The sequence below is a fragment of the Streptomyces sp. NPDC048258 genome, assembly GCF_043201995.1.
Classification (GTDB): domain Bacteria; phylum Actinomycetota; class Actinomycetes; order Streptomycetales; family Streptomycetaceae; genus Streptomyces.
Map to the genome: position 1 here is coordinate 289,138 of NZ_JBICZH010000007.1, position 21,639 is coordinate 310,776.

At 72.4% G+C, this 21,639-nt stretch carries 21 protein-coding genes; 9 read left to right on the forward strand and 12 right to left on the reverse strand.

Going from position 1 to position 21,639, the window contains the following annotated elements; all coding sequences use genetic code 11:
* Nucleotides 1-106: 106 nt before the first annotated feature.
* Nucleotides 107-1,957, reverse strand: coding sequence for a phosphatidylglycerol lysyltransferase domain-containing protein (locus ACGFYQ_RS18980; protein ID WP_393745205.1), 1,851 nt, complete (start codon nt 1,955-1,957; stop codon nt 107-109).
* Nucleotides 1,958-2,109: 152 nt separating this feature from the next.
* Here ACGFYQ_RS18980 and ACGFYQ_RS18985 point away from each other — a divergent pair, with 152 nt between their 5' ends.
* On the forward strand, nt 2,110-3,219 hold the full coding sequence (locus ACGFYQ_RS18985) for an alpha/beta hydrolase (protein WP_393745207.1): 1,110 nt from the start codon (nt 2,110-2,112) through the stop codon (nt 3,217-3,219).
* Nucleotides 3,220-3,294: 75 nt separating this feature from the next.
* Here ACGFYQ_RS18985 and ACGFYQ_RS18990 read toward each other — a convergent pair whose 3' ends face one another.
* Nucleotides 3,295-4,263, reverse strand: a complete 969-nt coding sequence (locus ACGFYQ_RS18990; protein ID WP_393745209.1) for an ABC transporter ATP-binding protein — start codon at nt 4,261-4,263, stop codon at nt 3,295-3,297.
* A gap of 167 nt (nt 4,264-4,430) precedes the next feature.
* On the opposite strand from ACGFYQ_RS18990, the gene ACGFYQ_RS18995 reads away from it, so the two are divergent.
* From ACGFYQ_RS18995 to ACGFYQ_RS19010, 4 genes are all read left to right on the forward strand, one after another.
* Complete coding sequence (locus tag ACGFYQ_RS18995; RefSeq protein ID WP_393745211.1) at nt 4,431-5,123, forward strand: ABC transporter permease; 693 nt, start codon at nt 4,431-4,433, stop codon at nt 5,121-5,123.
* A 4-nt stretch (nt 5,124-5,127) separates the two neighbouring features.
* On the forward strand, nt 5,128-5,799 hold the full coding sequence (locus ACGFYQ_RS19000; protein WP_393745213.1) for an ABC transporter permease: 672 nt from the start codon (nt 5,128-5,130) through the stop codon (nt 5,797-5,799).
* A gap of 32 nt (nt 5,800-5,831) precedes the next feature.
* Nucleotides 5,832-6,818: an ABC transporter substrate-binding protein gene (locus ACGFYQ_RS19005; protein WP_393745215.1), complete on the forward strand. Its 987-nt coding sequence runs from the start codon at nt 5,832-5,834 to the stop codon at nt 6,816-6,818.
* 98 nt (nt 6,819-6,916) lie between these two features.
* Nucleotides 6,917-7,942 (forward strand): hypothetical protein, encoded by a 1,026-nt coding sequence (locus ACGFYQ_RS19010; RefSeq protein WP_393745217.1) that lies wholly within the window; start codon nt 6,917-6,919, stop codon nt 7,940-7,942.
* A gap of 3 nt (nt 7,943-7,945) precedes the next feature.
* Here the strand turns inward: ACGFYQ_RS19010 and ACGFYQ_RS19015 are convergent, their stop codons facing one another.
* Nucleotides 7,946-8,536, reverse strand: a complete 591-nt coding sequence (locus tag ACGFYQ_RS19015) for a TetR/AcrR family transcriptional regulator (RefSeq protein WP_393745219.1) — start codon at nt 8,534-8,536, stop codon at nt 7,946-7,948.
* A 114-nt stretch (nt 8,537-8,650) separates the two neighbouring features.
* On the opposite strand from ACGFYQ_RS19015, the gene ACGFYQ_RS19020 reads away from it, so the two are divergent.
* Entirely contained in the window at nt 8,651-9,532 is an 882-nt protein-coding gene (locus ACGFYQ_RS19020) for an NAD(P)-dependent oxidoreductase (protein ID WP_393745221.1), read from the forward strand.
* A gap of 15 nt (nt 9,533-9,547) precedes the next feature.
* Here ACGFYQ_RS19020 and ACGFYQ_RS19025 read toward each other — a convergent pair whose 3' ends face one another.
* The 4 genes from ACGFYQ_RS19025 to ACGFYQ_RS19040 form a co-directional block, all read right to left on the reverse strand.
* Nucleotides 9,548-10,414, reverse strand: a complete 867-nt coding sequence (locus ACGFYQ_RS19025) for an alpha/beta hydrolase family protein (protein ID WP_393745223.1) — start codon at nt 10,412-10,414, stop codon at nt 9,548-9,550.
* 167 nt (nt 10,415-10,581) lie between these two features.
* Nucleotides 10,582-10,797 (reverse strand): hypothetical protein, encoded by a 216-nt coding sequence (locus tag ACGFYQ_RS19030; RefSeq protein WP_393745225.1) that lies wholly within the window; start codon nt 10,795-10,797, stop codon nt 10,582-10,584.
* 28 nt (nt 10,798-10,825) lie between these two features.
* On the reverse strand, nt 10,826-11,677 hold the full coding sequence (locus ACGFYQ_RS19035; RefSeq protein WP_393745227.1) for an arylamine N-acetyltransferase: 852 nt from the start codon (nt 11,675-11,677) through the stop codon (nt 10,826-10,828).
* A 19-nt stretch (nt 11,678-11,696) separates the two neighbouring features.
* Entirely contained in the window at nt 11,697-12,839 is a 1,143-nt protein-coding gene (locus ACGFYQ_RS19040; RefSeq protein WP_393745229.1) for an NADH-quinone oxidoreductase subunit D, read from the reverse strand.
* A gap of 31 nt (nt 12,840-12,870) precedes the next feature.
* Here ACGFYQ_RS19040 and ACGFYQ_RS19045 point away from each other — a divergent pair, with 31 nt between their 5' ends.
* Both ACGFYQ_RS19045 and ACGFYQ_RS19050 read left to right on the forward strand, forming a co-directional pair.
* The gene (locus ACGFYQ_RS19045) at nt 12,871-13,362 is read left to right on the forward strand and encodes a PH domain-containing protein (RefSeq protein ID WP_393745231.1); all 492 of its coding nucleotides are present in this window, start codon (nt 12,871-12,873) and stop codon (nt 13,360-13,362) included.
* Nucleotides 13,359-14,696 (forward strand): PH domain-containing protein, encoded by a 1,338-nt coding sequence (locus ACGFYQ_RS19050; protein ID WP_393745233.1) that lies wholly within the window; start codon nt 13,359-13,361, stop codon nt 14,694-14,696. The genes ACGFYQ_RS19045 and ACGFYQ_RS19050 overlap by 4 nt, the downstream gene beginning before the upstream one ends.
* Before the next feature lie 413 nt (nt 14,697-15,109).
* On the opposite strand, the gene ACGFYQ_RS19055 is transcribed toward ACGFYQ_RS19050, so the two are convergent.
* Both ACGFYQ_RS19055 and ACGFYQ_RS19060 read right to left on the reverse strand, forming a co-directional pair.
* Entirely contained in the window at nt 15,110-15,784 is a 675-nt protein-coding gene (locus ACGFYQ_RS19055; RefSeq protein ID WP_393745235.1) for a response regulator, read from the reverse strand.
* A gap of 17 nt (nt 15,785-15,801) precedes the next feature.
* Entirely contained in the window at nt 15,802-17,004 is a 1,203-nt protein-coding gene (locus tag ACGFYQ_RS19060) for a sensor histidine kinase (RefSeq protein WP_393745237.1), read from the reverse strand.
* 107 nt (nt 17,005-17,111) lie between these two features.
* Here ACGFYQ_RS19060 and ACGFYQ_RS19065 point away from each other — a divergent pair, with 107 nt between their 5' ends.
* Nucleotides 17,112-18,113, forward strand: coding sequence for an SAM-dependent methyltransferase (locus ACGFYQ_RS19065; RefSeq protein ID WP_393745239.1), 1,002 nt, complete (start codon nt 17,112-17,114; stop codon nt 18,111-18,113).
* 14 nt (nt 18,114-18,127) lie between these two features.
* Here ACGFYQ_RS19065 and ACGFYQ_RS19070 read toward each other — a convergent pair whose 3' ends face one another.
* The 3 genes from ACGFYQ_RS19070 to pgsB are packed head-to-tail and all read right to left on the reverse strand — an operon-like array spanning nt 18,128 to nt 21,638.
* Nucleotides 18,128-19,201 carry an NlpC/P60 family protein gene (locus ACGFYQ_RS19070; RefSeq protein ID WP_393745241.1) on the reverse strand — a complete coding sequence of 358 codons (1,074 nt, stop codon included), beginning with the start codon at nt 19,199-19,201 and terminating at the stop codon, nt 18,128-18,130.
* Between the two features lie 47 nt (nt 19,202-19,248).
* Nucleotides 19,249-19,731: a poly-gamma-glutamate biosynthesis protein PgsC/CapC gene (locus tag ACGFYQ_RS19075; RefSeq protein ID WP_393745243.1), complete on the reverse strand. Its 483-nt coding sequence runs from the start codon at nt 19,729-19,731 to the stop codon at nt 19,249-19,251.
* A complete protein-coding gene (gene pgsB / locus ACGFYQ_RS19080; protein WP_393745245.1) occupies nt 19,728-21,638 on the reverse strand; it encodes a poly-gamma-glutamate synthase PgsB in 1,911 nt (636 codons plus the stop codon). The genes ACGFYQ_RS19075 and pgsB overlap by 4 nt, the downstream gene beginning before the upstream one ends.
* Nucleotide 21,639: the final 1 nt, after the last annotated feature.

Below are 21,639 nucleotides of genomic sequence, written 5' to 3' on the forward strand. Positions count from 1 at the left end.
GGTAGGGCTGACCTGGATACGGCAGGGCCCCGGCGCCTGTCGGCTGCCGGGGCCCTGGGGCCCGTACGGGCGTCCGGACTGCTACGCGGCACGGGCGTACGGACCGCTACGCGGCCTGGACCTCGCGCTCCGCCTGGGCCGGGACCTTGGCGGGGGTGTGGTTGTGGGCGCACGTGCGGACCGGCTTGGGGCGGCGGCGGCTGGCGAACAGGCGCGGCAGCGCCAGCGTCACGAAGCCCTCGGCCTGCATCGCGGCGAAGCCGATGCGGGGCAGGTCGCGGGTGGTGCGGAAGACCACGAAGCGGGGCTCCCAGCGGGGGCGGAACTTCGCGTTGAACTTGTAGAGCGACTCGATCTGGAACCAGCGGGAGAGGAAGACCAGCAGGTTCCGCCACATCCGCAGCACGGGGCCGGCGCCGATCTTCTCGCCGCGGGCGAGGGCCGAGCGGAACATCGCGAAGTTCAGCGAGACCTTCTCGATCTTCAGCGAGGGGGCGGCCTCCAGGGAGGCCACGATCAGAAGTTCGTTCATGCCGGGGTCGGCGGCGCGGTCGCGGCGCATCAGCTCCAGCGACATGCCGTCGGCGCCCCACGGGACGAAGTGCAGGACGGCCTTCAGGTCGCCGAACGGGCTGGTGTCGCCCTCCTCCACCCGGTGGGCGGTGGCGATGAAGCAGTCGCCGTCGCCCGGGTCGCCGACCCGGCCCAGCGCCATGGAGAAACCGCGCTCGGTGTCGGTGCCGCGCCAGGCCTCGGCGGCGCCGCGCACCTGCTCCAGCTCGGCCTCGGTGAGCTCGCTGACCCGGCGGACCTTGGTGGTGTAGCCGTTGCGCTCGATGCGCTTCACCATCTGGCGGACATTGCGCATGGCGCGACCCGAGAGGGAGAAGTCTTTGACATCGACAATCGCCTCGTCACCCAGTTCCAGCGCGTCCAGGCCGGTCTCGCGGGTCCAGACCTCGCCGCCCGTCTCGCTGCAGCCCATGACGGCCGGGGTCCAGGAGTGGGCCTTGGCCTCCTCCATGAACCGCTCGATGGCGCCGGGCCAGGCCTCGACGTCGCCGATGGGGTCGCCGGAGGCGAGCATCACGCCGGACACGACGCGGTAGGTGACGGCGGCCTTGCCGCTGGGGGAGAAGACGACGGCCTTGTCGCGGCGGAGCGCGAAGTGGCCGAGGGAGTCGCGGCCGCCGTGCTTGGCGAGGAGTTCGCGCAGCTTGCCCTCGTCGTCGGCGGTGAGCCGCGCGGCCGGGTGCTCGGGGCGGAAGGCCAGGTACATGGTGGTGAGGGCGGTCAGCATGCCGAGCGCGCCCAGGGAGTACCCGACGGTCCAGGACACCTGGCCGGCGTAGTCGACGGGGCCCTCGAAGCCGAAGAGCCCGTACACGACGTGCGTGATCTGCTCGTACAGGCCCGGGTTGCCGACGACCCTGCCCGGGTGCACGTTGACGATGACCAGGCCGAGCCCGATGGAACCGGCGCTCATCAGCACGAAGTTCGCGAGCGCCTTCCAGCGGCTGCGCGGGTCCGGCAGCGCCTTGAATTCACTCTGGTGGCGCAGCAGCAGCGCGAAGAGCAGCGCCGCGATGACCACACCGATGATCGAGTGCCGGTACGCGAACTGCGCTGCGGCGCCGGCCGGCAGCAGCACGACCGCCGCCCGCCAGGCCCGGCGCTTGCGGCGCTTGAGGCCGTGCGCGAGCAGCAGGAGCAGTACGCCCGCGCTGATGGCCAGGGCCGCCGCGAAGGGGCCGAACACCGGCAGCACTTCGGCCACCGCGTGGATCCGGCTGTGCCGGAACCGCGGGAAGACTCCCGCCGCGACGTCCAGAAGGCCGACGATCATGACGGCCGTACCTACCAGGCCGGGCACCGACTCCGGCCGTGGTCCACGGAGGATTCGGCGGACTCCGCTCGGAACCTGTCCCGACTTATCGCCATCTATCCTGCTAGACATCGCTTCCCGTTGCTCCGCGAGAGATCATGTGGCCGAAGGCCGCGACAGCCTCCGGTGTGTGGTGCGTCCATTAGGACGACATCGACGAGGAGCGGGTTCACTCTTCCGTCGGAAATTTCCAGTCCTGCCATCAGAAAGTCGACTGACTGCTCATGGGTCTCACCAGTAATACGGTCCTGGCGCTGGCCATCATCGCCGGTGTGCTGCTCTTCGCGGCCACCGTCTGGTTCTGGCCGAAGCTCTCGGGCCGCACCTGGCGCGCGTACACCGGCCGGATCGGCCTCCTGCTGGCGACCCAGCTGGCGCTGTTCTCGGCTGTGGGGCTCGCGGCCAACAAGTCGTTCCTCTTCTACGGTTCCTGGGCAGACCTGTTCGGCCAGGAGACGTCGATGGGCAAGGTCGTCGACCACTCGATGAGCAGCAAGGACATCAAGGTCGTCGACAAGCAGAAGCTGGACGTCCCCGGTGGTGCCAAGCCCCAGGTGGGCGGTCAGATCCTGAAGGTTGCCATAACCGGGCAGAAGTCGAAGATAACGAGCCCCGGCTACGTGTGGCTCCCGCCGGAGTACTTCCAGCCGCAGCACAAGGACCAGAACTTCCCGGCGTCCATCGTGCTGACCGGCTACCCGGGCACCGCCGAGAACCTGATCAAAGGGCTCGACTACCCCATGAAGGCCTTCAGTCTGTCCAAGGCGGGCAAGATGAAGCCGATGATCCTGGTCATGCTGCGTCCGACGGTGGCACCCCCGCGTGACACCGAGTGCGTTGACATACCCGGTGGCCCGCAGACCGAGACCTTCTTCGGGCAGGACCTTCCGCAGGCCATCACGGACACCTTCCGGGTCGGCAAGGGCCCCGAGAACATGGGCTTCATCGGGAATTCAACGGGTGGCTACTGCGCCCTGAAGATCGCCGCGCACTACCCGCAGACCTTCGGCGCCGCCGCGGGTCTGTCCGCGTACTACGAGGCTCCCGACGACCCGACGACCGGCGACCTGTTCCACGGGGACGACGCGCTGAAGAAGCGCGCCGACGTCCTGCACAGCATCGAGCACAAGAAGCCGACCGGTACGTCCTTCCTCGTCACGAGCAGCGAGACGGGCGAGCCGAACCTCGGTGACACCAAGAAGTTCATCAAGCTGGTCAAGGGCCCGGACCGGGTCTCCTCGATCATCCTCGACAGCGGCGGCCACAACTTCAACACGTGGCGGCGCGAGATCCCGCCGATGCTGGTGTGGATGAGCGGCCGCATCCAGGCCTGAGTGCCCGGTTCCGCCGGTGAAGGGCCCGACTCCGGTCGGGCCCTTTTCGCTGTGCGCCGGCCCCTGCCTCCTGCTTCATGCCTCCTGCAACTGGGCCCGGCGCAGCGCCCGGTGGACGCCCTCCGGGGTGAGTACGCCGACCAGTTCGCCGGAGGCCGGGTCCGTGACGCCGATCCGGCCCGAGTCCTCCTGGAGCAGGGCGGAGAGGGCCTCGCGCAGCGTCGCCCCCAGCTCCACCGCCCCGGCCGGGGCCGGGGCCCCGGCGTCCGCCGCGGCGAGGTCGGCCGCCTCGACCGGGGTGACCGCGAGCCGCTTGAGCCCCCGGTCCGCGCCGACGAAGGAGGCCACGTACGCGGTGGCCGGAGCCCCGAGCACCGCCGCCGGGCGCGCGAACTGCTCGATGGTGCCCGCCCCGTAGACCGCCATGCGGTCGCCGAGCCGGATCGCCTCCTCCAGGTCGTGCGTGACCAGCAGAATCGTTTTACGCACCGTCTTCTGCAGCGCCAGGAACTCGTTCTGGAGCCGCTCGCGCACCACCGGATCGACCGCGCCGAACGGCTCGTCCATCAGCAGCACCGGCGGATCGGCGGCGAGCGCGCGGGCCACGCCGACGCGCTGGCGCTGCCCGCCCGACAGCTGCTCCGGGTACCGGCCCCCGTAGACGGCCGGATCCAGCCCCACCAGTTCGAGCAGCTCCGCCGCCCGCGCGCGGGCCTTCGCCTTCGGGGTGCCGATCAGCTGCGGCACGGTCGCCGTGTTCTCCAGCACCGTCTTGTGCGGGAAGAGCCCGACCTGCTGGATGACGTACCCGATCCGCCGGCGCAGCTCGACCGGGTCGGCGGCGGCGATGTCCTCGCCGCCGAGCAGGATCCGGCCGGAGGTCGGCTCGATCAGCCGGTTGACCATCTTCATCGTGGTCGTCTTGCCGCAGCCGGACGGTCCCACGAGCGTGACCAGCTCGCCCTCCGCCACCTCGAAGGACAGGTCCTCGACGGCTGTCGTCCCGTCGGGGTAGCGCTTGGTCACATGCTCGAATCGGATCACATCGCCATCCTTCCTTACCCGCGTGCCCCGTTTGTAAAGGGAGTGTTGCCCCACTGCGAAGGATTCCGGCCGTTGTCGGTGCCGGGGGTTAGGGTCACTTGTGGCTGCGCTGTTGAAAGACTGCGCTGTTGAAGAACGTGCGTTCGGTGACGGGGGAGGTGAGGAGCATGGCCGGGCAGAGCTGCCTGGTGGCGAACGACTGGATCTGCTGGGAGTACGTCTCCTCCCGCTCCCAGGAACTCACCGACGCCACCCTCGAACACATCTGGATCACGGGCGTGTCGGTGCTCATCGGCATCGCCGTGTCCGTCCCGCTCGCCCTGCTGGCCCGCCGCGGCCGGCGCTGGGCGGCGCCCGTGCTCGCCTTCACCACCCTGCTCTACACGGTCCCCTCGCTCGCCATGTTCTCCCTCCTGCTGCCGTTGTTCGGGCTCTCGGCGGCGCTGGTGGTGACCGGCCTGGTGCTGTATTCGCTGACCATCCTCGTCCGCAACGTGCTGGCCGGCCTGGAAGCCGTCCCCGCGGACGTGCGGGAGGCCGCGCGCGGCATGGGATACGGCCCCGGGCGGCTGCTGTGGCAGGTCGAACTGCCGCTGGCGCTGCCCGCGCTGCTCGCCGGGGTGCGGATCGCCACCGTCTCCACCGTCGCGCTGACCACGGTCGGCTCCATCGTCGGCAAGGGCGGCCTCGGCAATCTCATCGCCCCGGCCGTGAACAGCTCCTTCAAGGCCCAGGTGCTCACCGCCTCGGTGCTGTGCGTGCTGCTCGCGCTCGTGGCCGACCTGCTGCTGCTCGGCGTGCAGCGGCTGCTCACACCGTGGACCAGGGCCGGCCGTCGGCCCGCGGCCAAGGAGGCCTGAGGTGATGGGCGTGGCGGGGGATGCCTGGGACTGGCTGGCGAACGGCGCCAACTGGTCGGGCGAGAGCGGCGTCTGGCACCGGCTCGGCGAGCACGTCTACGTCAGCGGGATCGCTCTCGCGATCGCCTGTGCGGTGGCCCTGCCCGTCGGCCTGTTCCTCGGCCACCTCGGAAAGGGCGGCGCCCTCGCCGTCAACGTCTCCAACATCGGCCGGGCCGTGCCCGTCTTCGCCGTGCTGGCCCTGTTCATGGTCTCCCCGCTGCGCAACGCGGGCTACCTGCCCACCATCGCCGCGCTCGTGCTGTTCGCGATACCGCCGATCCTGACGAACGCGTACGTCGGCATGCGCGAGGTGGACCGCTCGGTGGTGGAGGCCGCCCGGGGCATGGGCATGTCCGGGAGCCAGCTGTTCCTCCGGGTCGAACTGCCGCTCGCGCGTCCGCTGGTGATGACCGGGCTGCGCTCGGGCGCCGTACAGGTCATCGCCACGGCCACGATCGCGGCGATGGTCGGCCAGGGCGGTCTCGGCCGGATCATCACCGCCGGATTCAACACGTACAACACCGCGCAGGTCGTCGCGGGCGCCCTGCTGGTGGCGGCGCTGGCCCTGCTGGTGGAGGGCGTACTGGTGGCGGCCGACCGGCTGCTGCCCCGGCCGGCGGCGGCGTCCCGCTGATCCCTTTTCCCCGCCTCGAACGGAGTACCCCCATGAGCAAGACCACCCGCGTCCTCGGCGCGTCCCTGGGCACCCTCGCCCTGACGGTGTCGCTGGCCGCGTGCGGCGGCGACAGCCTGGAGAAGAGCAAGGACGGCGGCTCGGCCTCCTCCGGGTCCTCCTCGGGCGGGGGCAAGGGCGCTCTGGTCATCGGCGCGGCCGGGTTCACCGAGTCCAACGTGCTGGCCGAGCTGTACGCACAGGTCCTCAAGGACGCGGGCTACAGCACCTCCATCAAGACGGTCAACAACCGCGAGCTGTACGAGCCGTCGCTGGAGAAGGGCGAGATCGACGTCGTCCCGGAGTACGCGGCCACCCTCGCGGAGTTCCTCAACGCCAAGGTGAACGGCCCCAAGGCGCCGGAGGAGAAGCCGGTCGCGTCGAGCGACGTCGCGGCGACGGTGGCGGGCCTGGAGAAGCTCGCGGCCCCGCTCGGGCTGAAGGCGCTGCCCGCGGGTGCGGCGGTCGACCAGAACGCATTCGCGGTGAGCAGGGAATTCGCCCAGAAGAACAACCTGAAGACGCTTTCGGATCTTGGGAAGTCCGGACTGAAGGTGAAGATCGCGGCGGGCGACGAATGCGCCGTCCGCCCCTTCTGCGCACCCGGGTTGACGAAGACATACGGAATTGAAGTCTCCGGTATCGACCCGAAGGGTGTCGGCACCCCGCAGGCCAAGCAGGCGGTGAAGGACGGCGCGGACCAGCTGGTCCTGACCACCACCACGGACGCCACCCTCGACAGCTACGGCCTGGTCCTGCTGGAGGACGACAAGAAGCTCCAGAACGCGGACAACGTGCTGCCCGTGGTCAACGCCAAGGACGCGGGCACCCCCGAGGTCGCGGCCGCGCTCGACAAGCTCACCAAGGCGCTCACGACGGCCGACCTGGTCGACCTGAACCGCAAGGTGGACGCGGAGCGCGCCAAGCCGGCGGACGTGGCGAAGGCCTACCTGGAGTCGAAGGGCCTTCTCCAGAAGTAGTGGTGACGCGGTTGACGGAGAAATGTGGGGCGACCGCTCGGAAAGAGATTGCCGGGCGGGTACCCCACATGGCCTCCACGCCCTGTAAATTTCAGGCCATGCCCCGTGGACGCCACCGCAATCCCGAACCTCTGCACCGGCTGCTCACGCCGACGGCCGTCGCCGGTGTGTCCCTCATCAGCGCCGGCGCGGCTTGGCTGCTCGCGGAACCTGTGGCGTTGAGGCTGCTCGTGGCCGCCACAGCGGCCGCCGGGGTCGCCGGCGGCGTCGTGATGCGCGCCTGGGACCGCTCGGCGGGCCGCCGCGTCGCGGAGCTCGCGCGCGAGCGCGTCAAGGACGAGTGGAAGACGGACGAGCGGATAGCCGAGCTCGAATCCGATCTCGAAGAGGCCCGGGCGCTGCGCGCCAGGCTGGACGCCAAGCTGCGCGCCAAGCGGGTCGAACTGGCGGGGCTGCGCGGCGAGCACGCGGCGCTGCTGCGCCGGTACGCGACCGCAGAGACCGAGCGGGCGAGCGCCCTGGAGGGCCGCCGGCTGCTGGCCATCGAGGCCTCCGCGGCCCCGGCCGCCGCGCCGAAGGAACTCCCGGTGGTCTCCGAGGAGCGCACCTCGGCGGGCGCGCCCACCTCGGTCGGCTACGCCCGGGCCCACGCGGCTCTGGGCGCGCTGGTCCGCAAGGCGCAGACCCGGGAGCTGCCCGCGGCGCCGTCGGCCCCCACGTCCGCGGTCCCGGCGCGTCGGCCGGCCGCGGCGGTGGCCCCGTACGCGGCGCAGCGGCGGACGGCGTCCCGGGTCGAGGGCGGCTTCGACTTCTTCGGTGCCAAGAACGCGGCGCAGGCCCGCGCGGCCATCGAGGCGGTCCAGAACGAGGACCTGGCCGATGTGGTCGGCGCCGAGGCCCTCGCGGTGCACGAGGCGGAGACGGCGCGGACCCCTGGGCAGACCTCGGCGCAGCCCCCGGCCGACCTGGCCGAGTCGGCCGAGCAGGCCGCTCCCGAGGCATCCGAGGCGCCCGAGGCGCCCGAGGCGCCCGAGGCGCCCGAGGCGGGCCAGGTCATCGACCTGACGGCCCATGACGAGACCGAGCCGATCGACGTGGTCCGGCTCCGCACCGCGATCTCCTAGCCGTCAGTCCCTGTACGAGGCCACCAGGCGGGCCAGGTGCCGGCCCGCCACCAGGAGCGGGGTGCGGCTGCGGGTGACCTGGGAGGTCATCTCGGCGCCCTCCAGGGTGTTGACCACGGTGATCGCCAGGTCGCGGGCCTCCGGCTCCGGGTAGCCCGAGGCCAGGAGCTTCGCAGCCACCAGGTGCTGCCAGTTGGCGAAGGCCTGCGCACAGGCCGCCTGGAGTTCGGGCAGGCGGCCGACCGTCTCCAGGGCCGTGGCCGTGACCGGGCAGCCGTCCCGCCAGTCGGAGGCCTCCAGTTCCCGCGCGAGCAGCGCGGCGACGGCCTCGACCGCCTCCGCCGGATCCGGGTATGCGGTGAGCCCGGCGCGGAGCAGTCCGGCGAACTCCTCGTCGCCGAAGTGGATGGCGGCCACCGCCAGTTCCTGCTTGCCCCCCGGGAAGAAGTGGTACAGCGAGCCCAGGGTCGCTTCGGCCTCGCGGACGAGCTGTTTGACCGGGGTGTTCTCGTAACCGCCGTGCTGCATGAGGCGGGAGGCGGTGCGGACCAGCCGGTCGCGCGTCCCCAGTGCTGTCTTCGTCGCTGCTGCCATGGGCGAGATCCTACCGCCGATTCTGGATAGAGCGTTCGTTCCAGTCCATGCTACGGTCGCCCAGAACGCTGGATAGAGCGTTCGTTCTAGCCGATTCGTTGGGGGAGCTCCGTCATGAACCAGGTTTCGACCACCCAGGACACCACGGTCACCGTCGTCGGCCTCGGCCCCATGGGCCGGGCCATGGCCGCGGCCTATCTCGACGCCGGCTACGCGGTCACCGTGTGGAACCGCAGCGCCGGCAAGGACACCGCCCTCGTGGCGCGCGGGGCGCGCCGGGCGGGCAGCATCGCCGAAGCCGTCGCCGCGAGCAGGCTGACCGTGCTCAGCCTCATCGACGTGGACGCCATGTACACGGCCCTCGGGGACACCGACCTCGGCGGCCGGGTGCTGGCCAACCTGTCCTCGGACGTCCCGGACAAGGCCCGCAAGGCCGCGCGGTGGGCCGAGGCGCGCGGGGCCTCGTACCTCACCGGCGGCGTCAACGTGCCGCCGACCGGCATCGGCCAGGAGGGTTCGTCCGCGTTCGTCAGCGGTCCCGAGGAGGTCTACGAGGAGCACCGCGCCGCGCTCGACGTTCTCGCCGCCACCGACTACCGGGGCGCCGACCCCGGCTACGCGCAGCTCTACTACCAGCTCAACATGATCCTCTTCTGGACGGCGTACACCGGCTGGTACCAGGCGCTCGCCGTCGCGCGGGCCAACGGCCTGACGGCGGCGGACGTCCTGCCCTACGCCGGGTACACGGCCGACACGATGCGCGGTTTCTACGAGCACGGCGCCCCGCGCATCGACGCGGGCGAACACGACGGCGCGTACGAGCGCCTCGCCATGTGCGCGGCGAGCGTCGAGCACGTCCTGCACACCGCCGCCGACTCCGGCGTGGACACCGGGATTCTTACCGCGCACGCCGAGCTCTACCGGCGCGGGGTGGAGGCGGGCTTCGGCGCCGACAGCAGCTCGCGCCTGATCCAGCTGCTGGGCGCGAAGGCCTGACGTACGGCGCATCCCCTAGGCCGGTGTCCGGTCGAGGTCGTCGAGGATCCGGTAGAAGGGGCGGCGCAGGGCGACGGCGACGGGCCGGGAGTCTGCGCGGGCGTAGGCGGTCAGGTCGTTCCGGGCGGCGGTGACGGCGGGTCGGGGATCGTCGCCGGACAGGGTGTGCGGGCCGGCGATCGGAGCGAGCGCCCGCAGCCGCAGGCCGTCGCGGCCCCGGGAGAGCTCGCGGCCCACGGCCATCGCCACCTGGCCGCCCTGCGAGAAGCCGGTGGCGTACACGTCCCGGGTGACGGGGCGGCCCAGCCGGCCGGCGGCGGTGCGGGCGGCCTTGAGCATGTCGACGGAGGCGGTGACCGCGGAACGCGTGTCCATGTACGGGTGGCTGCCCGGGCCGCCGCCCAGGCCCGGGTAGTCCGGGGCGGCGACGGCGCGGCCGGCGGAGGCGTGCAGGTACGGGGTGAGCCGGTTGTAACCGGCGCCCCCGGAAGGGGCGTCGTCGCGGGTGGCGAGCGTGCCGTGGGTGTCGGAGGCCAGGTCGAGGCGGTGCGGGCCGCCGCGCGGGAGGACGAGGAGCCCGGGGGCGGTGGTGGGACGGCCCTGGGGGTCCACGGTGGCGTAGTCCAGCCGGTACGCGGTCACGCCGTACCGGACGGTCCCGGGGTCGAATCCGAGCGTGCCGAGTGCGGCGACGACCTGGTCGCGGCCGAGCGTGTCGAGCGGGGTGACGGAGATCAGGGCGCCGCGGGCGGTGGCGGACGCGGGCGCGCCGACCGTGGAGGCGGACGCGACGTACGCGACGGGCGCCGCCAGGGCCGCCGGGGCGGCGACCCGCCCAGTACGGCCGCGAGCGCCACGGCGGCGGCACCGCGCCGCAGCCACTGCCGACGCCGGTGCTTGCTGTTCTGCGTGAACGCCGTGATCGTCGTGATCGTCATGACGGAAACGCTACGGACGCCTTCCGGCCCTCAACATCCGTTCGGCCCCCGCGAGTTGAGGGGGGGACAGCCCCCGGGTGAACGGGTACTCGGCCCGCGCGGTCCCCGTACTCAGAACAGCGGCAGCTGGCCCGGATGCGGAGCCAAGGTGAAACCGTCGAGCGTCGGCGCCGAGGCGCCCAGCACCACCCGGGCCCGGGAGCCGGGGCAGGACACGAGGTCGCCGCGGCCCCGCCCGGCCGGGGGATCGTGGCGGGCGATCCGGCCGGCGGTCACGGCGCAGTCGCGGCCGCAGGCGGGACAGGCGCGACGGGGGGAGTGGGACATGCCCCAAGTCTGCCCTGCGCCACCGACATCAGCTCTGCCGGGAGGCGAGCCACGCCTCGTGCGCCCGGCTCACGCGAGCCCAGAGCGCGGCCCGGTCGACGGGGGTGAGGTCACCCAGGTCCCTCCGGAACACCGTCCCGATGACCTCGAAGAACTCCTCCGCGTCGGTCAGTTCGCGCTCGCTCGTGCCCTTCGCGCCGTCGATGCGGGTCAGGATCCGGCCGCGCAGCGCGTCCGCGCCCTCCGCGTCACGCCGCAGCACCGCGAAGGTCCGTACGAACGGCGACTCCTCTGACGTCGAGAGCCACGCGTGCATGCCTTCGAAGTCGGCCGTCACGGCCGGGGCGTCACGGAAGTTCACGCGGGGCATGGGGCCGGCGAACTTGCGGATCGTCCAGCCCGGGGCCTCGCCCTCCAGCGGCTCCAGCCGCTCCAGCGCGTACCGGAACCCGCCCTGCTCGTACGTGCCCTCGCGCAGCGGCAGCGGTTCGTACGGGCCGTCACCCACCCCGGCGTCCACCCAGTACGTCGTCCCGTCGACGCGGACGGTCAGCGTGAGGTGCCCGCCGCTGACCCCGCGGTCCGCGGGGTCGGCGTTGACGCCGCCGGCGTGGCGCGTCACCTCGTAGCCCAGGGATTCGAGGAGCAGCGCGAAGCCGCCGTTGAGGTGGAAGCAGTAGCCCCCGCGCCCGGCGGCGAAGCGCCGGGCGGACAGCTCGGGGTCGATGCCGGGCGGCCGGCCGAGCTGGATGTCGATGTTGTCGTACGCGATGCGCTCCAGGTGCGCCCGCTGAAGGGCGAACAGCCCTGGGGCGGAAGGGGCACCGGGGTCGGTGATGCCGAGCCGGCGCAGATAGCCGGCGGGTATGCCAGAGGTCATCCGGCCACCCTAGATCGCGTTACTTGTCGATGTCCCCCACGACGAAGAACAGCGAGCCCAGGATCGCCACCATGTCCGCGACCAGCTGCCCCGGCAGGAGCACGGCGAGGGCCTGGATGTTGTTGTACGAGGCGCTGCGCAGCTTCAGCCGGTACGGGGTCTTCTCGCCCTTCGAGACGAGGTAGTAGCCGTTGATGCCGAGGGGGTTCTCGGTCCAGGCGTACGTGTGGCCCTCGGGGGCCTTCAGGACCTTGGGCAGGCGCTGGTTGACCGGCCCCGGCGGGAGTTCGGCCATCCGGTCCAGGCAGGCCACGGCGAGGTCGAGCGCGTTGTGCGTCTGGTCCAGCAGGACCTCGAAGCGGGCCAGGCAGTCGCCCTCGGAGCGGGTGACCACCTTGAGGACGTCCTGGAGTTCGCCGTACGCGAGGTACGGCTCGTCGCGGCGCAGGTCGAAGTCGACGCCGGAGGCGCGGGCGATGGGGCCGGAGACCCCGTACGCGTGCACGGCCTCGGCGGACAGGACGCCGACGCCGCGGGTGCGGCCGCGGAAGATCTCGTTGCCGCGGACGAGGTCGTCGTAGACGTTCATGCGGGTGTTGACGTCGGCGATCGCGGCGCGGGCCCGGCCGAGCCAGCCGGCCGGCAGGTCCTCCTTGAGGCCGCCGACGCGGTTGAACATGTAGTGCATGCGGCCGCCGGAGATCTCCTCCATGACGGCCTGGAGCTCCTCGCGCTCGCGGAACGCGTGGAAGATCGGGGTGATCCCGCCCAGTTCGAGGGGGTACGAGCCGAGGAACATCAGGTGGTTCAGCACCCGGTTCAGCTCGGCCAGCAGGGTCCGCATCCACACGGCCCGCTCGGGGACCTCCATGCCGAGCATCCGCTCGACGGCCATGACCACGCCCAGCTCGTTGGAGAACGCGGACAGCCAGTCGTGGCGGTTCGCGAGCATCACGATCTGCCGGTAGTCACGGGCCTCGAAGAGCTTCTCGGCGCCGCGGTGCATATAGCCGACCACCGGCTCGGCGCTGACGATCCGCTCGCCGTCCAGGACGAGGCGCAGGCGCAGGACGCCGTGCGTGGAAGGGTGCTGGGGGCCGATGTTGAGCACCATGTCGGTGCTCTCCGCCGCGCCGCCGATGCCGACCGTGGTCTCCGTCATGCGGGCATTGTCTCAGTCCTAGGGTGGGGGGATGGATACGGGGACGACGGGTGAGACGGATCGGCCCGAGTGGGTGGGGCTGCCGGGTGGGCTGCTCGCTCTGCGGCGGATGCTGCTGGTGATCTGGGCGACGGTTCTCGCGGTGGCGACCGGCGTCGTACTGGGCCTGCTCGCCGGGCCCGTGTGGGCGGCCCTCGCGGGGTGCTGGCTGGTGGCCCTGGCCTGGGGCTGGGTGCTGCTCGGGCGGAACTGGCGGTCCTGGCGCTACGCCGAGCGCGCGGACGACCTGCTGATCAGCCGGGGCGTGCTGTGGCGGGAGGAGACCGTGGTTCCGTACGGGCGGATGCAGCTGGTCGAGGTGACCTCGGGGCCGCTGGAGCGGCGCTTCGGGCTGGCCTCCGTACAGCTGCACACGGCGGCCGCGGCGACCGACGCCAAGATCCCGGGCCTGGCGCCGGCCGAGGCGCAGCGCCTGCGCGACCGTCTCACCGAGCTCGGCGAGGCAAGGTCGGCGGGTCTGTGAGCGGCGAGGCGACGACCGGCGAGCCGACGGCCGCCGAGGCCGCGGCCGGCGAGCGGCGGCTGCACCCCTTCACCCCGCTGCGCCGCGCCTGGGTGCCCATCGCCGCGACCGTCGGCGTGGTCGCCCAGCAGGGCGACCGGGCGGGGCACTGGATAGCGGACCTGTCCACCCTCCTGCGGGTGGCGGCGCTCGTGGGCCTGCTCCTGGTGTTCGGCGCGTACGGATTCCTGAGCTGGTGGTTCACGCACTACGCCGTCACCGACACCGAGCTGCGCATCCGCAGCGGGCTGTTCTTCCGGCGGGCCGCGCACATCCGCCTCGACCGGATCCAGGCGGTCGACGTCACCCGGCCGTTGCTGGCCCGGCTGACCGGGGTCGCCAGCCTGCGGCTGGACGTCATCGGCACCGAGGAGAAGGACGAGCTGGCCTTCCTGGGCGAGAAGGAGGCCGTGGCCCTGCGTGCCGAGCTCCTCGCGCGGGCGGCGGGCTTCGCCCCCGAGGAGGCGGTGAGCCTGGGCGAGGCCCCCGAACGGGAGCTGCTGCGCGTACGCCCGCGCGACCTCGCCGTGTCGCTGCTGCTGAGCCTCGGCGTGTGGGCGGCGCTGGCCGGCGGGATCACCGCGCCCGTGGTCGTGTGGTGGATCAGCTCCAGCCCGTGGGCGACCGTCGTCACCCTGCTCCCGATGCTCGGCGGCGTCTGGTCCGGCACCGCGGGCCGCTTCCTCGCCGAGTACGACTGGACGGTCGCCGAGTCCCCGGACGGGCTGCGCCTGGACCACGGACTCCTGGACCGGGCCCACGAGACGGTGCCGCCGGGGCGCGTGCAGACCGTACGGATCGTGGAGCCGCTGCTGTGGCGGCGGCGCGGCTGGGTCCGGGTGGAGCTGGCCGTGGCGGGCTCGAAGAACGGTGTCCTGGTCCCGGTGGCCTCGCGGGCCGCCGCGTACGCGGTGATCGCCCGGGTCCTGCCGGGGGTGGACCTGGCGGCCCTGTCCTTCACCGGCTCCCCGGGGGCCGGTTCGCGCTGGGTGGTCCCGGTGTGGTGGAAGGGCTACGCCCTGGCCGTCTCCCCGGAGGCGTTCGCCGCCCGGCACGGCCGCCTGTGCCGCCGTACGGAGATCGTCCCGCACGCCAAGGTGCAGAGCGTCCGCCTCACCCAGGGCCCCTGGGAGCGGGCCCGGGGCGTGGCCGACGTCCATGTGGACACCGGCGCGAACGGCACGGTCACCGCCCGGCTGCGGGCGGCCGCCGAGGCCGCCGAGCTGCTGCGCGCCCAGGCGGCCCGTTCCCGCACCTCGCGCGCCTCGGCCCGTCCGGACCGCTGGATGACGTAGCCGCCGAGGCCGCCGAGCTGCTGCGCGCCCAGGCGGCCCGTTCCCGCACCTCGCGCGCCTCGGCCCGTCCGGACCGCTGGATGACGTAGGCCGCGCAGCAGGGCCGGACGAGGGGTTGGGTACGGCTCACCGACCCGGACGGCTGGAACGCCTCGCCCGGCACCACCCTCACCTTCGACGGGCGGGGCGGCAACGACACCATCGTCAGCCGCAACGGCGGCTTCGACCGGATCGCCTGCGGCGCCGGCTTCGACATCGTCGTGGCCGACCAGGCCGGCCTCGACGCCCTCCAGGTCACGCCGCCCCACGGCTGCGAGTTCGTCATCCGCTCAGGCCGCGTTCGGCGTTCCGCCTCGGGTCGGGTCGGCCCAAGGGGGAACGGTCTGAAGCGGGTTATCCGGCCGTGAAGCGGGCTATCCGGCCCCGCCGCCCGCCCGGACGAGGCCCGTCTCGTACGCCAGCACCACGACCTGGACCCGGTCGCGCAGGCTCAGCTTCGTCAGGATGCGGCCCACGTGGGTCTTCACCGTCGCCTCAGACAGGACCAGCCGGGCCGCGATCTCACCGTTCGACAGGCCCTGCGCCACCAGCAGCATGACCTCGCGCTCGCGCTCCGTCAGCCGCTCGACCTCCTTGTTCCGCGGCTCCTCGGTGGTTGTCGGCAGCATCGGGGCGAACCGGTCCAGCAGCCGCCGCGTCGTCGACGGCGCGACCACCGCGTCGCCGCTGTGCACCGAACGGATCGCCGCCAGCAGCTCGGCCGGCGGCACGTCCTTCAGCATGAAGCCGCTCGCGCCCGCCTTCAGCCCGGAGAAGGCGTACTCGTCCAGGTCGAAGGTGGTCAGGATGATCACCTTCGGGTGCTCCGCCGGCTCACAGATCCGCCGCGTCGCCTCGACCCCGTCGAGCCTCGGCATGCGCACGTCCATCAGCACCACGTCCACCTTGGTGGCCCGCAGCACCTCCAGAGCCTCCAGGCCGTCGCCCGCCTCGGCGACGACCTCCATGTCCGGCTGGGCGGCGAGCACCATCCGGAAGCCGGTGCGCAGCAGCACTTGGTCGTCGACCAGCATCACTCGGATGGACATCGGTTACCTCGTCCTCTTCAACTCTTCTTCAACGGAAGCAATGCGCTGATCCGGAAGCCGCCGCCCGGCCGCGGCCCGGTGTCCAGGGTTCCGCCGACCATACCGATCCGCTCGCGCATGCCGATCAGGCCGTGCCCGGCGCCGTCGGCGCCGCCGTCCTCGTACAGCTCGTGTGCCGCGCCCCGCCCGTCGTCCTCGACCAGCAGGCCCAGCCCGTCGTCGAAGTAGACCAGCCGGACGCTCGCCTTCGCGTCGGGGCCCCCGTGCTTGCGCGTATTGGTCAGCGCCTCCTGCACGATCCGGTACGCGGTCAGCTCGACGCCGCTGGGCAGCCGCCGCGGCGCGCCCTCGACCTCGAAGTCCACCGCGAGCCCGGCCGCCCGTACCTGCTCGACCAGCACCTCGATCTGCTCGACGTCCGGCTGCGGCACGTAGTCCTCGGACTCCTGCGGCTCGCCGGTGCGCAGTACGCCCAGCAGCCGGCGCATCTCGGCGAGGGCCTGGCGGCCGGTGCCCGAGATGGTCTGGAGGGCCTCCTTGGCCTGATCGGGGGCCACGTCCATGACGTACGCCGCCCCGTCCGCCTGGACCACCATCACCGAGACGTTGTGCGCGACGACGTCGTGCAGCTCGCGGGCGATCCGGGCGCGCTCGGCGGCCACGGCCACCTTGGCCTGGGCCTCGCGCTCCTTCTCCAGCCGCTGGTTGCGCTCGATGAGCTGGGCGTAGTAGGCCCGGCGGGTGCGCAGGGAGTCGCCCATCACCCAGGCGAGGACGAACGGGACGATCATGAAGAGGGTGAAGAGGACGTTGTCGACGTCGTTGGTGCCCTTGTCGACGCCGTACCGCAGGAAGTAGAGCGGCGCGGCGGCCAGCCCCCAGCCCAGGGCGGTGCGGGAGACCCAGCGCGGGACCTCGCTCGCGGCGACCGTGAACAGGATGACGAGCATCGCGAAGTCGTAGAACCCGGCGACGACGCCCAGGGCCAGCTGGTAGAGCCCCGCGCCGAGGGTGAGCCAGAACATCGCCTGGGTCCACTTGCGGCGCAGTGCCACGGCGACGCTCAGGGCGATCACCGCGGGGACGGCCGCGAGCCGCAGGGTGGTGCTGAGGCTGGTCTCGGCCACCACGTTGACCATCGAGACCCCGAAGAAGAGGACAGCCCAGAAGCTGTCGACGCCCGTCGGGTGTCTGCGGAGGAAATCGTAGAGGCGCTGCACGTAACCCAGAGTAGGGAACGCTGATAGGTGCTGGAGTCAACCAGAGGTGCGAACCTCGCACCGGGTGCGTACTCCCCAAGGTGGACGGTGACCATAACCTTTGTGTGATGGGTGCTCAGGGTGAAGCTCAGGGGGAAGGCGTGAATCCGGTGCGGTGGCGGGCGGCGATGGAGGCCGCGCTGTACGGGCCCGGCGGGTTCTACGTGCGGCCGGGCGGCCCGGGTCCCGCCGGGCACTTCCGCACCTCGGTGCACGCGTCCGGGCTGTACGCGGGAGCCGTGGCGCGGCTGCTGCGGTGGGTGGACGCCGAGCTCGGGCACCCGGCGGGGCTGGACCTGGTCGACGTGGGTGCCGGGCGCGGGGAACTGCTGGCCGGGGTGCTCGCCGCGCTTCCGGCGGAGGTGGCCGCGCGGGTGCGTCCGTACGCCGTGGAGCGGGCGGAGCGGCCCCCGGGGCTCGACCCGCGGATCCGCTGGGTCGCGGCGCCACCCGAACGGACGACGGGGCTCCTCTTCGCCAACGAATGGCTGGACAACGTGCCGCTGGAGGTCGCGGAGGACGGGCGTTACGTGCTGGTCGCCCCGGACGGTACGGAGAGCCCCGGCGGCCCGGTGGACGGCGCGGACCTGGCCTGGCTGGAGCGGTGGTGGCCGGGCGGCGGCCGCGCGGAGATCGGCCGGGCGCGCGACGAGGCCTGGGCGGCCGCGGTGGCGAGCCTGGAGCGGGGTCTGGCGGTGGCGGTGGACTACGCCCATACCCGGGAGGCGCGGCCCCCGTACGGCACCCTGACGGGTTTCCGGGCGGGCCGGGAGGTTCCGCCGGTCCCGGACGGCAGCTGCGATGTCACCGCCCACGTGGCACTGGACGCGTGCGCGGGCCCGGGGTCGGTGCTGCTGACGCAGCGCGAGGCCCTGACCGCCCTCGGCGTCTCGGGCGCCCGCCCGCCGCTGGTCCTGGCCTCGACCGACCCGGCGGCCTACGTCCGCGCCCTGGCCTCGGCGGGCGAAGCGGCGGAGCTGACGGCCCGCGGCGGGCTCGGCGACTTCGGCTGGCTGGTCCAGCCGGTCGGCATCCCACCGTGGCCGCGGGCCGGGGACGGCGGGAGCTGACTGGCCCCCGCCCCCTAGAGCCGCTTCGCGCTGCGCAGGGTCGTCGCGTAGTAGCCGTTGCCGTCGAGGCGCGAGGTACCGCCCTTGTCGCCGATCGTCGGGCCGTTGGCCTCCTCCCGGCTGGAGATGAAGATCTTGTGGCCGTCGGTGTCCGTGCCCAGGTAGATGCCCGTGTGGTCGAGGCGGTCCTTGGTGCGCGCGTCGAGCTTGAAGAACAGCAGGTCGCCCGGCTGGATCACGTCGATCGAGACGGGCCGGTCCTGCGGGCCGACCCCCTTGAGGGGCAGGACGTCCGCGCCCACGGCGGCGCGGGCCATGCCGTTCGCGGTCCGCGGCAGGCCGGAGCCGGGCTTGTCGTCGGACAGGAGCGGGTAGCGGGCCCGGTAGCCGAAGACGGTGCGGACGAAACCGGAGCAGTCCATGGACCGGTACCGGGCGGCCTGGGGCTGCTTCCTGGTGCCGTCGCGGAAGGTGTACGCGGTGCCGAGGTAGTCGTAGAAGTCCGACTGCTCCAGGCGCAGGTCGTTGCCGGCCGAGCCGGCGGGGTTGAGCGGGCCGAAGGAGGCGTCACCCGCGTACGAGGCGCCCTGCGCGTCCTTCTTCACCGGGGCCTGGTCGCCGTACTGGAAGGCCATCGCGAAGATGTCGTCCTCCTGGCTCCCGAAGTACTTCTTGAACCATTCCTTGAACCACTGCTCGTTCTCCGCGCCCGGCTTCCACGGCTCCGGCATGAGGCGGACCCAGTTCTCGGTGACGACCCGGGTCGTGGTGTTGGCCGGCTCGGTGAAGGTGCGGCTCGGCCCGGTGAGGGTGGCCGTGCGGGCGCCGTCGGTGAAGGTGGCCAGCACCTGCCCGGTGCCGTCGCGCAGCACCGACCGGTCGGGGCTCCGGAGGCGTTCCCACTTCTGGGCGCCCGCCTCGCCCGCGCCGGCCGCGATGTTCTGGTCGGCGACGACCTGGACGGCGGGCGCCTTGGCCTGCTCCTGGACGCGCAGCGCGTACGTGAGGTACGCGCTGCCGGCCAGCAGCGCGAGCACGGTGACCGCGTGCAGCGCGGAACGTGTGCGGCTCTTCGACTTGGCGGTCATGCGGGGGGCTCCGGAGCGGTTGGGGGCGGGCGCGGGGTTCTTCGGGGCTACGCGGCCGGCATGACGCCGAGCAGGATGCCGGCGGTCAGTACGACGTACGTCATGAGCGTGGTGCTGCCGGTGGCGAGCAGGGTGGGCCCCTTCGGCTGGCGCACCAGCTGGTAGCCGATCAGGCCCGGCACGATGAAGCCGAGGGTCTGGTTCGTGTAGAGGAGCGGGAACTCCATCTGGAGCACGATCACCACGGTGGCCTGGAGCAGGACGCCGAGCAGCACGACGGCCGCGAACAGCCGCTTGCCGTAGAGGATCACGAAGCGCTGCACGAGCAGCGTCAGCACGTACGTGGCGACGGTCACGCCGACCACGAGGGCGGCTCGCTGGAGGTCCTCCAGGAGGGTCAGCGCCAGCCAGCCGGGGGTGATCATTCCGCCGGGGGAGAGGTTGGTCGTGAGGTAGCAGACGAGCGAGAACAGCAGACCCAGGGCAATGCCGATCGCGGCGATCTCGGGGGTGAGGACGGCGGGGATCAACGGGTTTCTCCTGGCTTCTGCCATTGCCCCTGCGGGGGGCTCGGGGGGATCTGCGGCTTCGGCTGCGGCCAGGCCGGTACGGGTGTGGCGGCGCGGATGCCGTACGGGTCGGGGGCGGCCGCCCGCGGCGCCTGTGCGTACGCACCCGGCCCCTGCGGGGCCGGAGCGTGGGCGACGTGGCCGTTCGGGACGTGGCCGTGGGGGCCCCCGCCGTTGGGGCCCTGCGGGTACGGGAGCCGGCCGGTCGGGACCTGCGCGTACGGGTCGCCGCCGTTCAGGGCCTGCACGTACGGCACCTGGCCGTCGGGGCCCTGCGGGTACGGGACCCGGCCGTTCGGGGCCTGCGCGTACGGGTCGCCGCCGTTCAGGGCCTGCGCGTACGGCACCTGGCCGTCGGGGCCCTGCGCGTACGGGGCCTGGATGTACGGGGCCTGCGCGTTCGGGGTCCGGCCGTTGGGGCCCTGCGCGTACGGGACCTGGACGTTCGGGGCCTGCGCGTTCGGGGTCCGGCCGTCGGGGCTCTGACCGTACGGGACCCGGCCGTACGCGGCCTGCGCGTTCGGGGTCCGGCCGTCGGGGCTCTGACCGTACGGGTCCCCGCCGTACGGGAGCTGTGCGTACGGGTCGCGGCCGTACGGGGCGTCGGCGTACGGGTCGAAGGCGCGGGCGAACTGCCCCGCCGGCTCCTCCTGCCGTACGGGGTCCCCGTCCTCGGAGTCGTCCGCCTCGTCCGTCGGCAGCTCCGCGAGGTGCTCCAGCAGCACCTCGCCCTGCCCGTGGATGTTGCCGATGGCGACGAGCGAGGAGCTCGGGCCGAGGTGCCCCAGCAGCTCCCGCATGAACTCCTCGCCGTCGCGGTGGTCGCCGCCCAGGTCGACGGCGCGGTCGCGCCATTCGGCCGGGATCGCGTCGATGGCGCTCTTGGCCGGGTGGCCGATCACGAAGACCTTGTCCGGCCGCAGATCGGGGACGATCGAGCCCATCTGGCCGTTGCGCTCGACCCGGTCGGGCCGACAGTTGATCACCACGTTCAGCGGGCGTTCCACCGCACCCAGGTCCAGCAGCTGGTTGATGTTCATCAGCGTCGACTCGGGGTCGTTCGCCGCGAAGACGTTGGCGAACCGCAGCCGCTTCCCGCCGGGGGCCAGGTACCGCTCGACCGAGAGCACACCCGGGTCCGGCGGGGCCTCGTACATCCCCCGCAGGGCGGTGTCCCGGTCGACGCCGAGGAGCTCGGCGACGGTGAGCGCGATGGCGACGTTCTCCTTGAAGGTGAACCAGCTGAAACCGCGCAGCTCCTCGTCGCTGACCGTGTCGGGGTCGGCGTACAGCAGCCGGCAGTCGCGGGCGTCGGCCTCCTCCTGGAGGACGTCGAAGCGCTCCTTCTCGGCGGTGACGCAGATCCCGCCGTGCGGCATCGAGCGGGACAGGGAGCGCGCGATGTCGTCGAGGGTCGGGCCCATCTCGGCGACGTGGTCCTCGCGGACGTTGCACAGGACGCCGATGGTCGACTGGATCAGCTTGGACTGGTTGATCTCCTGGAGCGCGGGCATGACCGCCATGCACTCCATGACGAGCGCGTCCGGACGGTAGGCGGCGGCGCGCCGCACGATGCCGATCTGCTCCACGACGTTGGCGATGCCGAACTTGCGGTGGACGGGTTCCTCGGTGGCGTCCGGGTGGATGAACCGGGCCGCCGTGCCGGTGGTCTTGGCGACCGTGGTCAGACCGCCGCCGCGCAGCGCCCCCGCGCACAGCCGGGTGATGGAGCTCTTGCCGCGGATGCCGTTGACCAGCACCCGGTTCGGTATCCGGTGCAGGCCGGCGAAGTGCCGCCGCTGCTCCACGATGCCCGCGACGAGCATGATCGCGCAGCAGACGAGCAGCACGCAGTAGAGGAAGAGCACG